The following is a 15,909-nucleotide window of genomic DNA, read 5'->3' as shown; positions in this document are numbered from 1 at the left end:
GGTAATGGAGCGGAAACGGGCCATCCGTCGAGTGGGACTCGTCGTCCTCGTGGCGAACGTGCTTCTCGTCCTCGGAAAGGGAAGTGTGTGGTGGACGACGGGCAGTTTGGCACTCGGGTCGGAGGCCGTCAACAGTCTCGCCGACACCGTCTACAGCGCGATTATCGTCGGCGGACTCTATCTCACGACGAAACCGCCGGACTTCGAGCACCCGCACGGACACGAGCGAATCGAACCGTTCGTCTCGCTGTTCGTCGCTGTCGGTATCTTCGCGGCTGGCGGCGCGATTCTCTGGCAGAGTACGAGTAGCATCCTCACCGAAACCTACGGCGGAACTGCTGGCGTTCTCGGTGCCGCCGTTCTTGTCGCCGCAGCACTGTTCAAATACTTCCTCTATCGCTACTGCTACACGGTCGGACGCGAGCAAAACTCTCCGGCGCTCGTCGCCGCCGGACTCGACAACCGAAACGACATCCTCACCGCGGGCGCGGCGCTCGTCGGCGTCGCCGGTGCACAGTTCGGTTACCCGATTCTCGACCCGCTCGCCGCGATGGTCGTCTCTATCGGCATCATCTACACCGGGTACGAAATCGTCCGCGACAACGTGAACTACCTCGTCGGGGCCGCCCCGCCGGAGTATCTCCGCGACCTTATCGTCCAGACGGCGCTGTCGCACCCTGACGTGTACGGCGCACACGACGTAGTCGCCCACTACGTCGGCCCGGAGGTCGACGTGAGCCTCCACATCGAGGTCGAAGGCGACATGACAATCACGGAAGCCCACGACATCGAAACGTGGGTCGTAGAGGCCATCGGCGAAATAGACGAAGTAGACGACGTGTTCGTCCATGTGGACCCGAAAGAACTCGGCGAGTGGAAAGACGGCACCGACACGGACCGATACACCATCTTTTCCCCGGACGGCGGCGACGAGTAGGAGTCAGTCTCGACGAGTAAGAGCCAGCACCGACTGGGCGCAGTCAGGCTATCGGGCCTCAGGCCAGCTTTTGCAGTTCGAGTCGAATCGAACCGAGATACGGCACATGGAACTGTGCTTTCGCCCGAATCCACTTCGGTCGGACGGGCGGAGCGATGTCGTTCGCTTGGTCGTAGTAGCCGTTGTTGTCGCCGCGGGTGATGTATCCGGCGTGCGGCGCGGGGCAGTTTTGCAACTCCGAACACGAGTCCGCGCCGAGAACGTAGGACTTGTTCGCCTTATCGTACCAGTTCTCGTCCTTTTGGACATGGAACACTGCTCGATGGATTATCGGCGAGTCCGTTCTGGACGGCTGTTTGTACACGATGACATCGCCGCGACCGCCGATACGTCCGTATCCCTCGCTCTCGTTCGCCGTGATGATGTTGTTAGTGTCGGCCGCGGGACCGGCGTACCGCCCCTCGTCGGTGACGAGCACGAGGTCACCGCGTTCGAGGTGTGGTTCCATGCTCGGGCTCTCGACGGCGACCATGGGTGGCCAGACACCGGTGACCGCGAAGAGAATGGCACCAACAGCGGCGACCACTGCAATCGTTTCGGCGACGTCTTTGGCGTACAGACGCGCGGATGACGGACTGTCTGCTGACACAGGTGCTCGTCTCCGCTCGAATCGATATCAATCTGTTGATGTATTTGGGGGAGAAACGGTTACGAGACCGAGTGGTCTCTATCGGGTTGTGACTACTGAGTACCACCTCGTCCCCGAGTTTCCGGACCCAGAGACGTACGTCGAACTCCGCGAGGTCGCCGGAATGGCTTCCCGCTCGCTCGCCGCTGCGAAACGCGGCGTCCCGAACACGACGTTCGGCGTTAGCATCGTCCTCGACGAAGGGACTGACGACCTCGACGGTGGCGACGACGGCGACGGCAGTAACCGCGTCGTCGGAATGGGCCGACTCGTCGGCGACGGCGGAACCGTCTTTCAGATTGTAGACGTTGCCGTCCGCCCGGAGCACCAAGGGCAGGGCCTCGGCACCCGTATCATGGATGCCCTCGTCGACTACCTCGACCGGGAAGCCCCGCCGTCGGCGTACGTGAACCTCATGGCCGACGTAGACGGCTACTACGAACGCTGGGGGTTCGAACCGACCGCGCCAGCGTCGAAAGGAATGTTTCTACGTGTCGATGATGACGGCGTTTCCGGGCGCGAAGAGTAAACGGGAAAACTTGGATGTAGTCGCGTGAGTCGGTGTGTTCAGGCGCTCACGCGTTCGCGGTCGGGTCCGGCGCGCGTTTCGACCAGTTCGCCGAAGGCGTAGACGGTCTGGTGGGCTGTCACCTTCACACGGGCGAAATCGCCGGGTTCGAGCCCGTGTTCTGACGCGTTCTGGACGATAATCTGGCGGTACGCCTCGTCGCGGCACTTCACGGAGTCGCCGGTACCTTCCTCGACGACGAGCACGTCGTGTTCCGTCCCGACCATATCCTCGTAGGCGGCGGCGACGATGTCCATCTTCGTTTCGGACATCTCCTTCGAGCGTTCCTTCTTGATGGTCCCGCCGAGACCCTTCAGGTCGGCGGCGTCGGTGCCGGGGCGCTTCGAAAAGCGCGTGACGTTGATTTTCTCGGGGTGGACCTCGCGGAGCAGGTCCATCGACTTGGCGTGGTCTTCGTCGGTCTCGGTCGGATAGCCGACGATGAAGTCCGTCGAGAGCGTCCAGTAGTCGAGCGTCTCGTCGAACGTCTCGACGATTTCCTTGAACTTGTCCACGCGGTGCTGGCGGCGCATGTGTTCGAGCACCTCGTCGGACCCCGACTGGACGGGGGCGTGAATGAAGTTGTAGAGTTTGTCGTGCTCCGCGAACACGTCGGCGAGTTCCTGCCGAATGCCGTGGACGCCGCCGGGGTTAGCCATCCCGACGCGGACGCGGAAGTCGCCCTCGATTTCGGAGCAGATGCGGTCGAGCAGTTCGGGAAGCTTGCGGTCGCCCTTGTCCCAGCCGTAGACGCCGGTGTCTTGACCGGTGATGCGGAGTTCCTTCGCACCGGCGTGGACGAGCGCACGAGCCTTCTCGACGTTCTCTTCGACCGACGGAGAATCGACGCGGCCGGTCGCGAACTTCGTGATGCAGTACGAGCAGTTCGACATGCACCCGCGGGCGATAGGCAGAATGCCGACGACGCCGTCCAAGACGGGTTCGACGCCGGGTCCGGGAGTCGGACACTCGCCGTTGGTGACGGCGGTGGGCACGTCGTCCCAGTGGAGAATCTGGGCGTCGATGTCCTCCTCGCGGAAGTCGTCACCCTGTGCGAGCGCCATACAGCCGGTGACGATGAGGTCGGCCGTCTCCTGTTCGAGTTCTTTGGCCCGACGGAGCATGTTCCGCTCCGTCTTCTCCACGACCGTACAGGAGTTCATGATGGCGACGTCGGCTTCCTCGGGGCCATCGACGCGGTAGTGTCCCGCGTCTCGGAGCGCACTCTCGATGGCGCGGCTCTCGCCGCGGTTCGAGGTACAGCCGTACGTCTCGATGTGGTATCGGGCCATTCGGTTACTCCACATATCGGGTCCGCGGGCAAAAGAGGCGCGGTCTCGGACGCTCGCGCCCACAAGAAACACACCAATTAATCGTGATTCGATAGCGGACGCTACGCAGCTGGCCGCGTTGCGAGACGTGCCGTTAGAAAAAGATGAGACGACTATTCTTCAGGCGCTCCGGAGACGATTTCGACGCCCGACGACGCGCCGATACGCTCTGCACCGGCTTCGAACATCGCCAGCGCCTCGTCGTACGACCCGACGCCGCCGGAGGCCTTCACGGGCAGATACTCGGCCATGAGTTCCACGTCTTCGACCGTGGCACCACCATCGGCGAAGCCGGTCGAGGTCTTGACGAACGCGGCATCGGCCTCGGCGGCCGCCTCGCAGGCGCGGTGCTTCTCTTCGTCGGTGAGAAGCGCCGTCTCGATGATGACCTTCACCGGGATGGGAACGGCGGCGACGACTTCCGAGATGTCCTCGGTGACAGCCTCGTCGTCTCCGGCTTTGAGTCGGCCGATGTTGATGACCATGTCCAGTTCGTCGGCACCGGCTTCCCACGCGTCGACCGCTTCTTCGCGCTTGGCGACGGTGGTATTCTGGCCGTGCGGGAAGCCGATGACCGTCGCGAGCAGCACGTCGGGTGCGTACTCGCTCGCCTCGGCGACGTAGCACGGTGGAATGCAGGCGTTCATGCCCCACTCGTCGGCGTCGTCGAGGACGGATTCTACGTCAGCCATCGTCGTCTCGGGACCGAGTACCGTGTGGTCGATACGGGCGGCGAGGTCGTCGCGATTCATACCGGGAGGTGGCAACGCGGGCCTAAAGAACGTAAGGCTTTCACGCCGCCCCGTCGCGCCTCCTGCATGGCCATCCTCCCCGAAGGATTCGCGCTCCCCCCGCTGCCGTATCTCGTCGTCCTCGTCGCGGGACTCGTTGGTGTCGGCGTCGGACTGGTTCGAACGCGCCCGACCGTCTCGTCGGCGCACGTCCTCGCACTCGTCCCGTGGATGGTGACCGGGTCGGTGCTGCACGTCCTGTACGTGGTCGGACTGCTTCCGCCAGTCGTCGAACCGCTGGCCGGGACGCCATCGGTCTACGTCACGGTGGCAATCGTCGCCGGTGCGACGTGGCTCGTGCTCGATGCGGCCAGCGCTGCCTCGCCGCGAGCGCTTGCAGGTCCCGGACTCGTCGTCGCGGGCGGACTCGTCGCGGCGACCATCGCAGCAGGACTCCAGCGCGGGACGCTCGCCCTGTTTTGGCCGGGTATCGGTCTCGTCGTCTCACTCGTTATTAGCCCGATTGCGTGGCTGGTCGTCCAGCGGCTTTCCCCGGAGGCGGCCACAGCAGGCTCGCTCGGATTGCTCGCCATCTTCGGTCACACCCTCGACGCCGTCTCGACCGCCGTCGGCATCGACGTGCTCGGGTTCGGTGAGCGAACGCCGCTCTCGCAGGTCATCCTCGAAGTTGCCGCCGCGCTTCCGACCGCCGAAACGCTCGGTATCGGATGGCTCTTCGTGCTCGTGAAACTCGCCGTGGTGGGTCTCGTCGTGACGCTCCTCGCCGACTACGTCCGCGAGGAACCGACCGAAGGCGCGCTCCTCTTGGGCTTCGTCGCCGCCGTGGGTCTCGGACCGGGGGTTCACAATCTGCTGTTGTTCGCGATTGCCGGTGCGTAACGTCTCATAACCAGTCTTCTTTCGTCGGTGCTGTGCGACCGTTCCACATCGCTGAGATACGGGCATCGTGAAGTTCCAAACGACCGGGAAATATCGACCACCCGAGAAAGTTATCTGACAGGCGAACCCATTCATGAGGACGCATGTCCCGTGTCATCTGCGCCGGCCACGTGAACTGGGACGTCACCCTCCGCGTGGACGCACTCCCCGACCCAGACGGTGAGGCGACCGTCGAGTCACGTGTCGGCGCTGGCGGCGGAAGCGCCGCCAACGTTGCCAGCGGTCTCGTCGGCCTGGGCGTTCCGTCGTCACTTCTCGGGAGCGTCGGCGACGACGAACACGGCCACGCCGCCGTCGCCGAACTCGCCTCGAAAGGGGTCGACTGCCGGTACGTCGAACGTGTCGACCACGGCCCGACGACCGTCAAGTACGTCGTCGTCGACGCCGCGGGCGAGGTGTTCGTCCTCGGGTCTCCCGGCGTCAACGAGGCGTTCGAGGCGTCGAATTTGCCAGCCGAATCGCTGGCCGCCGCCGACCACCTCCACTTGACGAGTCAGGCACCAGCGACGGCTGCCGCGCTCGCCCGCCGAGCCACCGAAGTCGGGACGACGGTCAGTTTCGACCCCGGGCGGCGCATCGGCGACCGGGGCTACACCGACGCGCTTCGACAGGTCGATTTCGTCTTCCTCAACGACCGCGAGGCCGCGACCGCACTCGGTGAAGCCAGCGCGAACGACAGCAACGCCGCCACGAACGGAAGCGCAGTCGCCAAGGTACTCGAACAGACCACACTCGTCCTCAAACACGGGCCGAACGGTGCAGAAGTTCGAGACGACGGTGAGCAACACGTCCATCCGGGATATCCCATCGACGCCGTGGACACGACCGGTGCGGGCGATGCGTTCGCTTCGGGTTTCATCGCCGCCCGAATCGAGGGAACATCCTACGAGCGGGCACTTACCATCGCAAACGCGTGCGGCGCGCTGACCGCGGCCGAACCCGGTGCGCGAACACAACTGAGTTGGCAGCGACTAGACGACCTTATCGACGGCTAAACCGCTTTCGTCGACGACTAAATCAGTTTTATCGACGGCTGAATCACGTTCATCGACGACTAAGCCGCCGCTCTATCGATGGCTGTGTCGTCTATCGTCTCGTCATTCTCGCTACATTCCGTGCCGACACGCCGACCCGACCAATTTTATCCTCACCCGTCTTCCCTGGGAACGATGCTGGAGCACATGTCGGCCGTCATCGCCGCCCTCGGAGTCGTTCCGAGCCTCGGCGCACTCGCCGGGCGATTGGCACTCGGTGCCGTCGTCGGCGTCGCGGCCGCGATTGTGATGGATATCCCGATGTGGCGACAGGACGAGGGTTTTACCCCCGCCTACATCGCTGCGTCGGTGCTTCGTCGGACACAGCCGGACGAGATCGGGTTTCTCGATGCGAACGTCGTCCACCACGTTGCTGGTGCACTCTCAGGACTTCTCTATGCACTCGTCTATCTGGCCACCGATTTCGTGCTCCCCGACTTGCCGCTCGTCGGCATCGACGTGCCATCGCACCTCATCGCGACTGGTGCTGTCGTGGCGAGTATCTACTTCCTGTTTTCGCACTTCGTCCTCCCCCGTGCCGGGCGGAGAATCTACGAAGAGCGTGCGACCGCGGTTCGCGGGCAGTGGCTCCGCTCGTCGCTCGTCTTCGGCGCAACGCTGTTGATTCTCGCCCCGGCGTTGTTTACCGGCCTTTCGTAACTACCGTGGCGGCGAGACGGCACACCACAGCCAGAGTGACGACACCACATCACGACCCCCTCACAACCACATCACGACCCCCTCACAACCACATCACGACCCCCTCACAACCACATCACGACCCCCTCACAACCACATCACGAGTCGAGCCTTCGCACCCGCCGCCTGATGAGCGTCGCGACGAACCAGCCAGCCGTATTCGAGACGATGTCCCCGGCGGTGTCGATGCTATCACCGGCCATGAGAGCGAAGTGTGGCGTCATTGCTTCGAGAAACTCCCACCCGACACCGATGCCAAAGAGGAGGACGAGCGCGGAGAGTGGCGTATACCGGAAGCGGAACGACCACGCAACGATCACGGCGCTATTTGTCGAGTGCATGGCGATGTCCCACCACCAGATTGATTCGTAAAGTGGGAGGAGACCGAGGCTCACCACGGCAAGCGTGGCGAATACGAGCACGCGCGGACTTCTCGCCGCAGCAACCGCCCAGAATCGCCAGTCGCCGCTCTGTGTTTCCGGGGAGGAGACGACCGAGACAGACCGAGTTCCCATCGCCTCGTTGGAAGCGAAGAAGCCGGTTAGTTAGCCGCTCGGTTTGACCCCATAGACGCCGCATTTGGGCGTTTTAACCCGGATTTACCCGTTTTTGGTTAGTGTTACGAACCGCTTACCAGTCGGTCTCGTCCCGAGAGCGTGCGAAGGAAGAGACAGCGAGTCAAGGTTCCCGAGAACCGCGTCGTTTTTGCCCACGACCCGAGACGTTTGGATATGGCGAAGCAACCCCATCTCCTCATCGAAGAAGGCGACGTGAACGATATCGCACTCATCCCGGGCGACCCGGGACGTGTCGACCGAATCGCCAAGCAGTGCGAAAACGTCGAGGAAGTCGCACAGAACCGCGAGTACAAAATCGTCAACGCGGAGTACGACGGCGTCCCGATTACCATCTCTTCGACCGGTATCGGTTGCCCGTCTGCCGCTATCGCCGTCGAAGAACTCTCCCGCGTCGGTGTGGAGACGTTCATCCGCGTTGGTACCACCGGTGCCCTACAGGAGGACATCGAAATCGGTGACATGATTGTCGCCACGGGTGCCGCAAAAGAGGAAGGGACCTCCAAGCGCTACGAGTCCGAGGTCATTCCGGCCGTTCCGGACTACGACGTGCTCACCTCGCTCGTCGATTCCGCGGAAGCGAACGACGAAGAGGTACACGTCGGTCCCATCGTCTCCGACGACGCATTCTACAACGAGTCCGACGAGTACGTGAAAAACTGGAACGCGGCTGGGCTCCTCGCTATCGAGATGGAAGCCGCGACAGTGTTCTCGCTCGCTCGCCGGAAGGGCCTCCGCGCAGGCGCAATCTGTACGGTCGACGGCAACCTCGTCGCAGGGACCCAGAAGGGTGCCGACTCCGACGATGAACTGCCCGAGAAGGCGAAGAATAACGTCGAGCGCGCCATTAGTATCACCCTCGACGCTGCAACTAACCTCGCGTAGACACGACCCGTGAACCTTCGCCACCTCGCGGCCCGGGTGGTCGCACGCGTAAGCAAGCTCTATACGCGAATTCGGTGCATAGAGCGGCGTGAACTGGTGGCGTTTGGACGCTGGGTAGAGAATACGAACAATCTGCTGCATCTCACCGTTTTACTGGTTATCCCGCTTCTCATCGCAAGCGTGACGTTCGTCTCCAACGCGGTTAGCACCCTCTCGTTCCTCTTGTTCCCGCCGCTTGCATCCGGGACGTACACGTTGTTTTCGGACCCCGAAGGTCGCTACGCCTCACCGAGTAAGTTCGTCGTCACGCTCACCGTCGGCGCGCTCTGTGGCCTCGTCGCCGTCGGCTTTTCCGACTGGGCGTACGGACCGACTGGTACCGCGTTCGTTCACCCCTCGGCGGCCGCGCTCGCAATCTTTCTCACCGGCAGTGCGACGTGGCTCCTGAACGTCGAGGCACCCTCCGCGTTCTCGACGGCGCTTTTGACACTCGTCACGGGCGACGTGAATCCCGAAGAGTACGTGGTGAGTATCTTCTTTGCGAGTCTGGTCATCGCTGCCGCGTTCTTCATCTGGCGCGAGCAGTTCTACGAGCGGCGGGCGGAGTACCTCTACGGAACCGTCCGCGGGGACGACCACGTCATCGTTCCGATGCGTGGCGAATCAGCTCCCCAGACGGCTTTCTTCGCCGCGCGACTCGCCGCGGCCCACAGTGCCGGGAGAGTTGTACTGCTCGACGTGCTCTCTCCCGACGCTCCCGAATCGACCGCTGAAAGCACAGCGGCATCCACCGCTGAATCGAACGATGTCACTGCGAGCACGGAGGACTCAGCGGTTAGCGAGCCCGTAACAGAGGTTAATTCGCAGAAAGACGAAGTTAGGAGGATAGATGAGGGCGAGGAAACAGACGCGGCCGGGCAGTCGTGCGAAGGCGAGAAGATGGACGAATCCAGCGAATCGACTGGGAGTCCCGCCGCCGACGCCGCAGTCGAGCGCCTCGAATCGTGTGCACACCGACTGCGGACGCGACTGGGCGTCCCCGTCGAGGTCGTCGTCGCCCGTGGTGACCCGCTGTCGGCAACAACGAAAGCCGCGGAGAACACCAATTCGGACCTCGTCGTCACTCCGTACGAAGAAGACCGCGGACTGCTCTCGGACTACGTTCGCGGCCTGTTCGGCGGCAGCTACGACACCGTTGCATTTCGGTCGACCGAAGAGAGGTTCCGCTGGCGGCGCATCCTCGTCCTCGTCTCGCGCCCCGGCGACACCGCCCACGCGATGATCGATTTCGCAACCCGACTGGCCGGAGAAACCGGCAACGTGAGCGTCACGACGTGTATCTCGTCAGAAGTCGAGCGCAGACCGGCGGAGTCGAAACTCGCAAATCTCGTCGAGACGGCGGACGGGAACATCGAAACGCGGGTCGCTCGCGCCGAGGTGACGACGTTCATCACGTCGAACGCTGCGACCTACGACCTCGTCGTCCTCGGGTCGAGTGGCGACCGGTCTGCCGCCTCGCGCTTTATCTCACCGCCGACGTTCGAGCGAATCAAAGAAATCGACTCTGGTGTGGCCGTCTTCGACCGCGGACACTAGCGGCCGAGGGTAGTGTCGAGAGGGCTAGCCACCGAATTCGGTGTTCGAACTATCGAGACCGGCGTCGGCTGGCTCGTCCGGGCGTTCGTTAAGGAGTCGTTCTTCGAGCGTTTCGAGACCGGTCCCACCGAGAGCCGACTCAGCGAGGAAGTGCCCGCCGAGAGCAGCGGGACTGATAACGGTGTTCGCTCCGGCGCGGCGAAGCTTTCGCTCGTTTTCCCGCTGTGTCGCCGATGCAACGATATGCACGTCAGGGTTGAGTTGCCGCGCTGTGAGGATGGCAAGCGCGTCTTCAGCGTCGTTGTTGGTGGCGACGACGACAGAGCGCGCCGCGTCGACGCGAGTCCGTTCAAGTGCCTCTTCGTCGCTCGGGTCGTCGGTGACAACGTCGTAGCCGCGGTCCGTGAGGCGCTTCGCGCGCGATTCGTCAGGCGTGACGATGACCACGCGAGCACGGCTCCCGAGTTCTTCGAGTATCGGTTCGGTCAGTTCCCCGTAGCCGAGAACGAGGACGTGGTTCTCCAGGATGTCGAGTTGTGATTCGGTCATACGTCCAAGTGCTTTCGTGAGTCGTGCTTCGATTGCGGGCGTGAGCAGTACACCGAGGGCCACCGCGAAGCTCGATACCGTAACGAGCAGCGCCGAGAGCGCGAACAGTTTGGCGAAGAACGTGTTGGGCGTCACGTCGCCGTAGCCGACGGTGCTGCCGGTGACGAGCGAGTAGTAGAACGCGTCGAAGACCGTCTCGACGCCGTTGAAGTCTTCTCTGAGGGCGTACGTGCCGACGGTCGCGTAGGTCTGCGCGCCGGCGATGGCGAGAAGCGCCGACAGTTGCGTCACCGTCAGGTCGAGCGCGCGGTCAAATGCGCGGTAGTTGAACAGCGAGAGCGCGAGGCTGACACCCGATAGACCGACCAGTACGGCGGCACGCTCCGGCGATTGGATGAGTCCCTGCGCGGCCGTCACCGGCAGGAGGATGACCGTCAAGTACCACGCCGCACGGAGGCGACGTCGGAGCCCAAACACGCTGACGAGAAGCAGAAAGCCGGTCAACGCGCCGGTGTAACTGGCCGTGATTCGAGCCGCGTCCGGAATGTACAGCGCGAGAATACCGCCGGCCGTCGGTGAACTGATGTTCACGAGACCGATGGCTACCGAGAGGACGGCGACGACGAACACCGTCCCGACAGTCGTTCGCGCGCCGAACCAACCGCGTACCGAGACCATACCTCTGGCACCTCCGCAGTGAGCGGGGAAAAACAGTCGGGTCTCAAAACGGGGCATAACCCGAAATCCACGTCGTCGGCACGCATTTATGCTGCCGACGAGTGGACAGGGCTATGGCTGCACTCCCCGTCGAAGTCGTCTACGGACTCTACTTCGGCGTTCTTACGGGACTCGTCCCCGCCGCCATCGCGTGGCTCTTGGGGTTCGGGTTCCGGTACGTCACGGGTGTCACCGTCCCCGGGCTGGCAGTCGTCGTACTCAGCGTCGCCATCGCCGGTGCGAGCGGGGGGCTCATGGCTCTCGCCGACCCCACGATTACGCAGTCGGAAAATCAGGTCCGACTGACGGTCGCACTGCTCGTCGTCCTGATGGGGTCGTTGTACGCGCACAACCGCGGTGACGCCTTCGCCAACGAGATTCCGCGAAAGGTCTCGCTTCGAAAGCTCACGGAGCGAACGCTCTCAACCGACGTGGTCGAACTCGTCGGCGGGCGCGGACAGGTCCGCGTCGCCGTCGCGGGCGAAGTCGGAGATATCGAAGGCTATCCGCCGGTTCCACTCGATATTCGCACGCGTATTCGAAACGGCGAGTGGACCTTCCCCGCTGATATCCCGCTCGTGGAACTCGAATCACGGTTCGCCGACCGACTGCAGACCGAATTCGACCTCGCGGCCGTCGAAGTCAGACTGGACGAACGTGCCCACGCAACCGTCTCGGCGGCCGCCCCCGTCGGCGGGCTTTCGAAGCGACTCCCACCCGGCGAACGCGCCGTTTCGGTCACCGCGCTCGTCCCGACCGGACTCGCACAAGGCGACGAGGTCGTGGTCGTCACCGACGACGAGACGGTTTCGGCGGCCGTCGCGGGCGTGGATACGGTCGCCGAGACTCCCGTCGCCAGCGAATCGGACGACGACACCGACAACGATGCGCCGAAGGCCGCACCCCGCGCCCCGACAGCAGTTGGTGGGGAGGGACGAGTTACACTCTCCGTCGACCGGACTGCCGTCGAATCGCTCCTCAGTGCCGATGTGGAACGGTTCGTCGTCACGTCCCGCGGCGTGCGCCGCGAGTTCGAACTCGTGTCGCTGCTCCGCCGCGCCGGCAAACGATTCGCTCGACTCTCCGTCGGGGCTGACGGACCGCTCGACGACGTAACACTCGGGGATGTGAGTGTCCGCGATTCCTACGGTGTCGCCGTCCTCGCCGTCCGCCACGGCGGCAATTGGACGATTGCCCCGCGCGGAGACCAACGTGTTTCGGCCGGTGATACGGTCTACGCCGCCGGGTCGCGGGGTGACCTCGCCGCCTTCGAGGAGGTGGTCGCGTGATATCTGTTGTTCTCGCCGAACAGGTCACACTACTGCCCGCAGACGACTCGCTCGTCAGGCAAACCCTCCGATTCGTGGGTCTCGTCGTCGGCGCGTTCGTCGTCTCGGGCATCGTCTCCTTGCTCTACCGGTGGTACACCCGCGAGATGATTCCGCGCGCGCTCGCCATCCTCTTCGGCGGGGCGCTCGTCGCGCTGTACCTGAACACCATCGGCCTGTTCGGTGACTTTCTCACGGGAGACGAACCTGCGGTGTTCCAACTGGAGACGGTCCTTTTCAACACGGCGTCGCTCGCTGGCGGGGCGCTCATCTCTCCGGCCGGCCGGGTCGTTGGCGACCGACTCGCAACTGACGTATTCGCCGTTGCCGGCGCGAGAGAACTCAACAGCGACGTGAGCCGACTCGTCCGGACAGTCGGCCGTGTTTCCTCGGTGACGCTTCCCGAGGTAATCGACGATATCGGCGGCTACGACCCGGTTTCAGACGCGGTTAAAGAGCAGTTGAGCGGCAAGACGCTCTTGTTCCCTCGCCGACTCACCGAAGCAGAACTTCGCGACCGACTCGTCACGCGAATTAAAGACGACCACGGCGTCGGCCACGTCGACGTGGAGTTCGAAGACGGCGACGTGTCGTATCTCGCACTCGGGAGTCGAGCAGCCGGTCTCGGCCCGACGCTCGCGCCGGGGACCGTCGCGCTCGCAATCCGCGGAGACCCCGGCTCCGGTGCGGCCGCTGGCGACCCGGTCCAGGTGTGGTCAGTGCCGAAGCAGGCTGCCGAACCCGACCCAAACTCGGAGGAACCGAAACAAATCGAGCGAGGGGCCACCACTGACACGACCGACGTGGTCGATTCACCGCCCGGTGGCGACGCTGAGGAACCCGAAGAACCGACACCGACTCGAATCGCCTTCGGCGAACTCCGAGGCGTCACAGAGGACGCAGCAACCATCGCCCTCGACGAGGAAGACGCAAGCAACCTATCTAGTAACGAACACTATCGGCTCGTCACGCTTCCGGCGAACCCACCCGTCGACCGCGAGTTCGCGTCGCTCCTGCGGAACGCCGACGAGACGATGGCTATCACGACAATCGTCGCCGATGCCAACCTCGATGGCAAACTCGTTTCCGACGTAGATACGACCGTTGCCGCCGTTCGGTCGGCGAACAAGCCTATCGACGCCATTCCGCCGCGGAGTCGGAGACTGGCTGCCGGAGACACGCTGTACGTCGTCGGCCGGCCGGAAGTGCTCCGGAAGGTCGAACGCCGGGCGACGATGGCCGACAGTCAAACAGATGGTGGTGACGATGCGGGCGATACGAATGATGGGAGTGATGCGGACGGCGAATCATCTCGACCGTCGGGGGCGCAATCCTCATGACCGCCGAGCGAGGAGACGGTACTATGGAGTGGAAACTGTTCGCTGACCTCGCTGAGGTTGCTGGAGCGCGAACCGTCCGCGTCGACGTCGAGGGCGGCGCGACCGTCGGTGACGCCCTCGACGCGCTGGTCGGGTCGCACCCGTCGCTCGAATCGCGCGTGTTCGCCGACGACGGCGAACTGTACGACCACATCAATGTGCTACGAAACGGCGAGGCCGCGACGCTCCGCGACGATGCGGACGTTGGCGACGAACTGGCGCTGTTCCCGCCGGTTAGTGGCGGATGAGAGATAGCACCGACTCGGGGAAGAAAGCATAGACTGTCCGTAGAGTTAGCCCATCGCATCAGAGCGAACAGCCGGATTCTTGCGGGCGAAGTTGCTTACGGTCCCAACTCGGTGAGTCGTTTCCAGAGCCGAAGCCCGAGCGTCGCGCCGTCGGCCCAGAGTCGTTTCCCGCGCTTCGGCGGCGAGAGCAGACCGAATCGCTGCGTTGCGACGGTCTGCGGCTCGGTGTACTTCACGAGACCGTGGCGACCGTGCCGCCGTCCGAGTCCGGAGTCTTTCATCCCGCCCATCGGCGCGTCGATGGATGCCCACGCCGCCACGTAGGCTTCGTTGACGTTGACGGTCCCCGCGTCCAACCGAGTGGCGACTTGTTCGCCGCGTTCGGTGTTTTGCGTCCAGACGCTCGCGTTTAGCCCGTACGCAGAGTCGTTGGCGCGCTCGATGGCTTCGGAGACGCTTTCGACTTCGTACAGCGAGACGACCGGACCGAACGTCTCCTCGTCTGCGAGCGTCATTTCCGGTGTCACGTCGGTCAACACCGTCGGTTCGTAGAAATACGGTCCGAGTTCGGGGCGGGCGCGACCGCCGGTGAGGACCGTTGCCCCCTTCTCGACGGCGTCAGAAACGTGGGCCTCGACTTTCTCCAGCAACTCTTGGTCCAAGAGCGAGCCGACATCGTGGTCGTAGTCGTAGCCCGCATCGAGCGTGAGCGCCTGCGTCTCTCGAATGAATGCGTCGCGGAAGTCGTCGGCGACGGACTCGTGGACGTAGATTCGCTCGATGGAGATACACAGTTGTCCCGCATTGGCGAAACAGCCGCGAGCAGCGCCGCGGGCCGCCGCATCGACATCCGCATCGTCGAGGACCAAAAGCGGATTCTTGCCGCCGAGTTCGAGCGAGCAGTCGGTGAGATGCCGCCCTGCGGTTTCGGCGACGATGCGGCCGACTTCGGTGCTCCCGGTGAAGCTCACGTAGTCGACGCCTTCGATGAGCGAGTCGCCGAGCGTCGGTCCTTCGCCGGTGACGACCTGCAAGACCGTGTCCGGAAGCCCGCACTCGCGGAGCAGGTCGAGCGCCCACAGCGCCGTGAATGGCGTCCCCTCGTCGGGCTTGAGGACGACGGCGTTACCCGCGAGAAGGGCCGGAATCGATTCCGACACCGACAGCGACAGGGGGTAGTTCCAGGGCGAAATAACGCCGACGACACCGACTGGGTGGTGATGTTCGACGGTCTTCGTCACGAACGGAACCGCACCCGAACGCCGGGTCGGTGTGAGAGCACGCTCTGCGAGATTCGCGTAGTATCTAGCTGTCGTGGCGGCGTCGAGGACTTCTTCGAGCGCATCTGGGCGGGCTTTACCGGTCTCGGTCTGAATCACGTCGAGGAGGGATTCGCGGCGGTCGAGAAGGGCATCGTGGAATCGACGAAAGACGGCGGCGCGGTCTTCGACGGGCCACGTTGACCACTCTGACCGGGCCGTCCGGGCTTCATCAACTGTCGATTGAACGTCCTCGGGAGTACACAACGGGACCTCACCGACGACACTGTCGTCGTACGGGGCCCGAACTAGGAGTTGCTCGCGGGAGCCATCCGGCGAGACGAGGTGGGCGAGCGATTCCAGTTGTGCGGACGTAACTGGAGGAACAGGGGAATCGGTCATGCGCCCACGTAGGAAGTGAAGAT

16 protein-coding genes are annotated in these 15,909 nt (G+C 63.6%); 10 read left to right on the top strand and 6 right to left on the bottom strand.

Annotation, left to right across the window (positions count from 1 at the left end; genetic code table 11):
• The first annotated feature begins 4 nt into the window (after positions 1-4).
• Positions 5-937, top strand: coding sequence for a cation diffusion facilitator family transporter (locus tag HFX_RS10415; protein WP_004060098.1), 933 nt, complete (start codon positions 5-7; stop codon positions 935-937).
• A gap of 58 nt (positions 938-995) precedes the next feature.
• On the opposite strand, the gene HFX_RS10410 is transcribed toward HFX_RS10415, so the two are convergent.
• On the bottom strand, positions 996-1,586 hold the full coding sequence (locus HFX_RS10410) for a S26 family signal peptidase (protein WP_004060100.1): 591 nt from the start codon (positions 1,584-1,586) through the stop codon (positions 996-998).
• 88 nt (positions 1,587-1,674) lie between these two features.
• On the opposite strand from HFX_RS10410, the gene HFX_RS10405 reads away from it, so the two are divergent.
• Positions 1,675-2,154 carry a GNAT family N-acetyltransferase gene (locus HFX_RS10405; protein WP_004060102.1) on the top strand — a complete coding sequence of 160 codons (480 nt, stop codon included), beginning with the start codon at positions 1,675-1,677 and terminating at the stop codon, positions 2,152-2,154.
• A 38-nt stretch (positions 2,155-2,192) separates the two neighbouring features.
• Here HFX_RS10405 and HFX_RS10400 read toward each other — a convergent pair whose 3' ends face one another.
• Both HFX_RS10400 and deoC read right to left on the bottom strand, forming a co-directional pair.
• A complete protein-coding gene (locus HFX_RS10400) occupies positions 2,193-3,485 on the bottom strand; it encodes a tRNA (N(6)-L-threonylcarbamoyladenosine(37)-C(2))-methylthiotransferase (RefSeq protein ID WP_004060103.1) in 1,293 nt (430 codons plus the stop codon).
• 152 nt (positions 3,486-3,637) lie between these two features.
• Positions 3,638-4,276 carry a deoxyribose-phosphate aldolase gene (gene deoC / locus HFX_RS10395; RefSeq protein ID WP_004060104.1) on the bottom strand — a complete coding sequence of 213 codons (639 nt, stop codon included), beginning with the start codon at positions 4,274-4,276 and terminating at the stop codon, positions 3,638-3,640.
• 66 nt (positions 4,277-4,342) lie between these two features.
• Between deoC and HFX_RS10390 the strand changes: the two genes are divergently transcribed.
• From HFX_RS10390 to HFX_RS10380, 3 genes are all read left to right on the top strand, one after another.
• Complete coding sequence (locus HFX_RS10390) at positions 4,343-5,155, top strand: DUF63 family protein (protein ID WP_004060105.1); 813 nt, start codon at positions 4,343-4,345, stop codon at positions 5,153-5,155.
• Positions 5,156-5,298: 143 nt separating this feature from the next.
• Positions 5,299-6,210 carry a carbohydrate kinase family protein gene (locus tag HFX_RS10385; RefSeq protein WP_004060106.1) on the top strand — a complete coding sequence of 304 codons (912 nt, stop codon included), beginning with the start codon at positions 5,299-5,301 and terminating at the stop codon, positions 6,208-6,210.
• A gap of 174 nt (positions 6,211-6,384) precedes the next feature.
• Complete coding sequence (locus HFX_RS10380) at positions 6,385-6,909, top strand: hypothetical protein (protein WP_179955336.1); 525 nt, start codon at positions 6,385-6,387, stop codon at positions 6,907-6,909.
• A 137-nt stretch (positions 6,910-7,046) separates the two neighbouring features.
• On the opposite strand, the gene HFX_RS10375 is transcribed toward HFX_RS10380, so the two are convergent.
• Positions 7,047-7,463 (bottom strand): hypothetical protein, encoded by a 417-nt coding sequence (locus HFX_RS10375; RefSeq protein WP_004060108.1) that lies wholly within the window; start codon positions 7,461-7,463, stop codon positions 7,047-7,049.
• Between the two features lie 216 nt (positions 7,464-7,679).
• Between HFX_RS10375 and HFX_RS10370 the strand changes: the two genes are divergently transcribed.
• Together HFX_RS10370 and HFX_RS10365 are read left to right on the top strand one after the other, a co-directional pair.
• A complete protein-coding gene (locus HFX_RS10370) occupies positions 7,680-8,408 on the top strand; it encodes a nucleoside phosphorylase (protein WP_004060109.1) in 729 nt (242 codons plus the stop codon).
• Between the two features lie 9 nt (positions 8,409-8,417).
• Positions 8,418-10,004, top strand: a complete 1,587-nt coding sequence (locus HFX_RS10365) for an HPP family protein (RefSeq protein ID WP_049917502.1) — start codon at positions 8,418-8,420, stop codon at positions 10,002-10,004.
• Positions 10,005-10,028: 24 nt separating this feature from the next.
• On the opposite strand, the gene HFX_RS10360 is transcribed toward HFX_RS10365, so the two are convergent.
• The gene (locus HFX_RS10360; RefSeq protein ID WP_004060111.1) at positions 10,029-11,231 is read right to left on the bottom strand and encodes an NAD-binding protein; all 1,203 of its coding nucleotides are present in this window, start codon (positions 11,229-11,231) and stop codon (positions 10,029-10,031) included.
• A 113-nt stretch (positions 11,232-11,344) separates the two neighbouring features.
• On the opposite strand from HFX_RS10360, the gene HFX_RS10355 reads away from it, so the two are divergent.
• The 3 genes from HFX_RS10355 to HFX_RS10345 are packed head-to-tail and all read left to right on the top strand — an operon-like array spanning position 11,345 to position 14,225.
• A complete protein-coding gene (locus tag HFX_RS10355) occupies positions 11,345-12,559 on the top strand; it encodes a potassium channel family protein (RefSeq protein ID WP_004060112.1) in 1,215 nt (404 codons plus the stop codon).
• Complete coding sequence (locus HFX_RS10350; protein ID WP_004060113.1) at positions 12,556-13,938, top strand: hypothetical protein; 1,383 nt, start codon at positions 12,556-12,558, stop codon at positions 13,936-13,938. Before HFX_RS10355 ends, HFX_RS10350 begins: the two co-directional genes overlap by 4 nt.
• Before the next feature lie 23 nt (positions 13,939-13,961).
• Positions 13,962-14,225 (top strand): ubiquitin-like small modifier protein 1, encoded by a 264-nt coding sequence (locus HFX_RS10345; protein ID WP_014732532.1) that lies wholly within the window; start codon positions 13,962-13,964, stop codon positions 14,223-14,225.
• A gap of 95 nt (positions 14,226-14,320) precedes the next feature.
• On the opposite strand, the gene HFX_RS10340 is transcribed toward HFX_RS10345, so the two are convergent.
• Complete coding sequence (locus tag HFX_RS10340) at positions 14,321-15,886, bottom strand: succinic semialdehyde dehydrogenase (protein ID WP_004060115.1); 1,566 nt, start codon at positions 15,884-15,886, stop codon at positions 14,321-14,323.
• Positions 15,887-15,909 lie beyond the last annotated feature (23 nt).

The sequence above is a fragment of the Haloferax mediterranei ATCC 33500 genome (genome assembly GCF_000306765.2).
In the GTDB taxonomy this organism is placed as follows: Archaea; Halobacteriota; Halobacteria; order Halobacteriales; family Haloferacaceae; genus Haloferax; species Haloferax mediterranei.
Note: the sequence above shows the minus strand (reverse complement) of the source record. Positions and strands in the feature narration are given on the sequence as shown.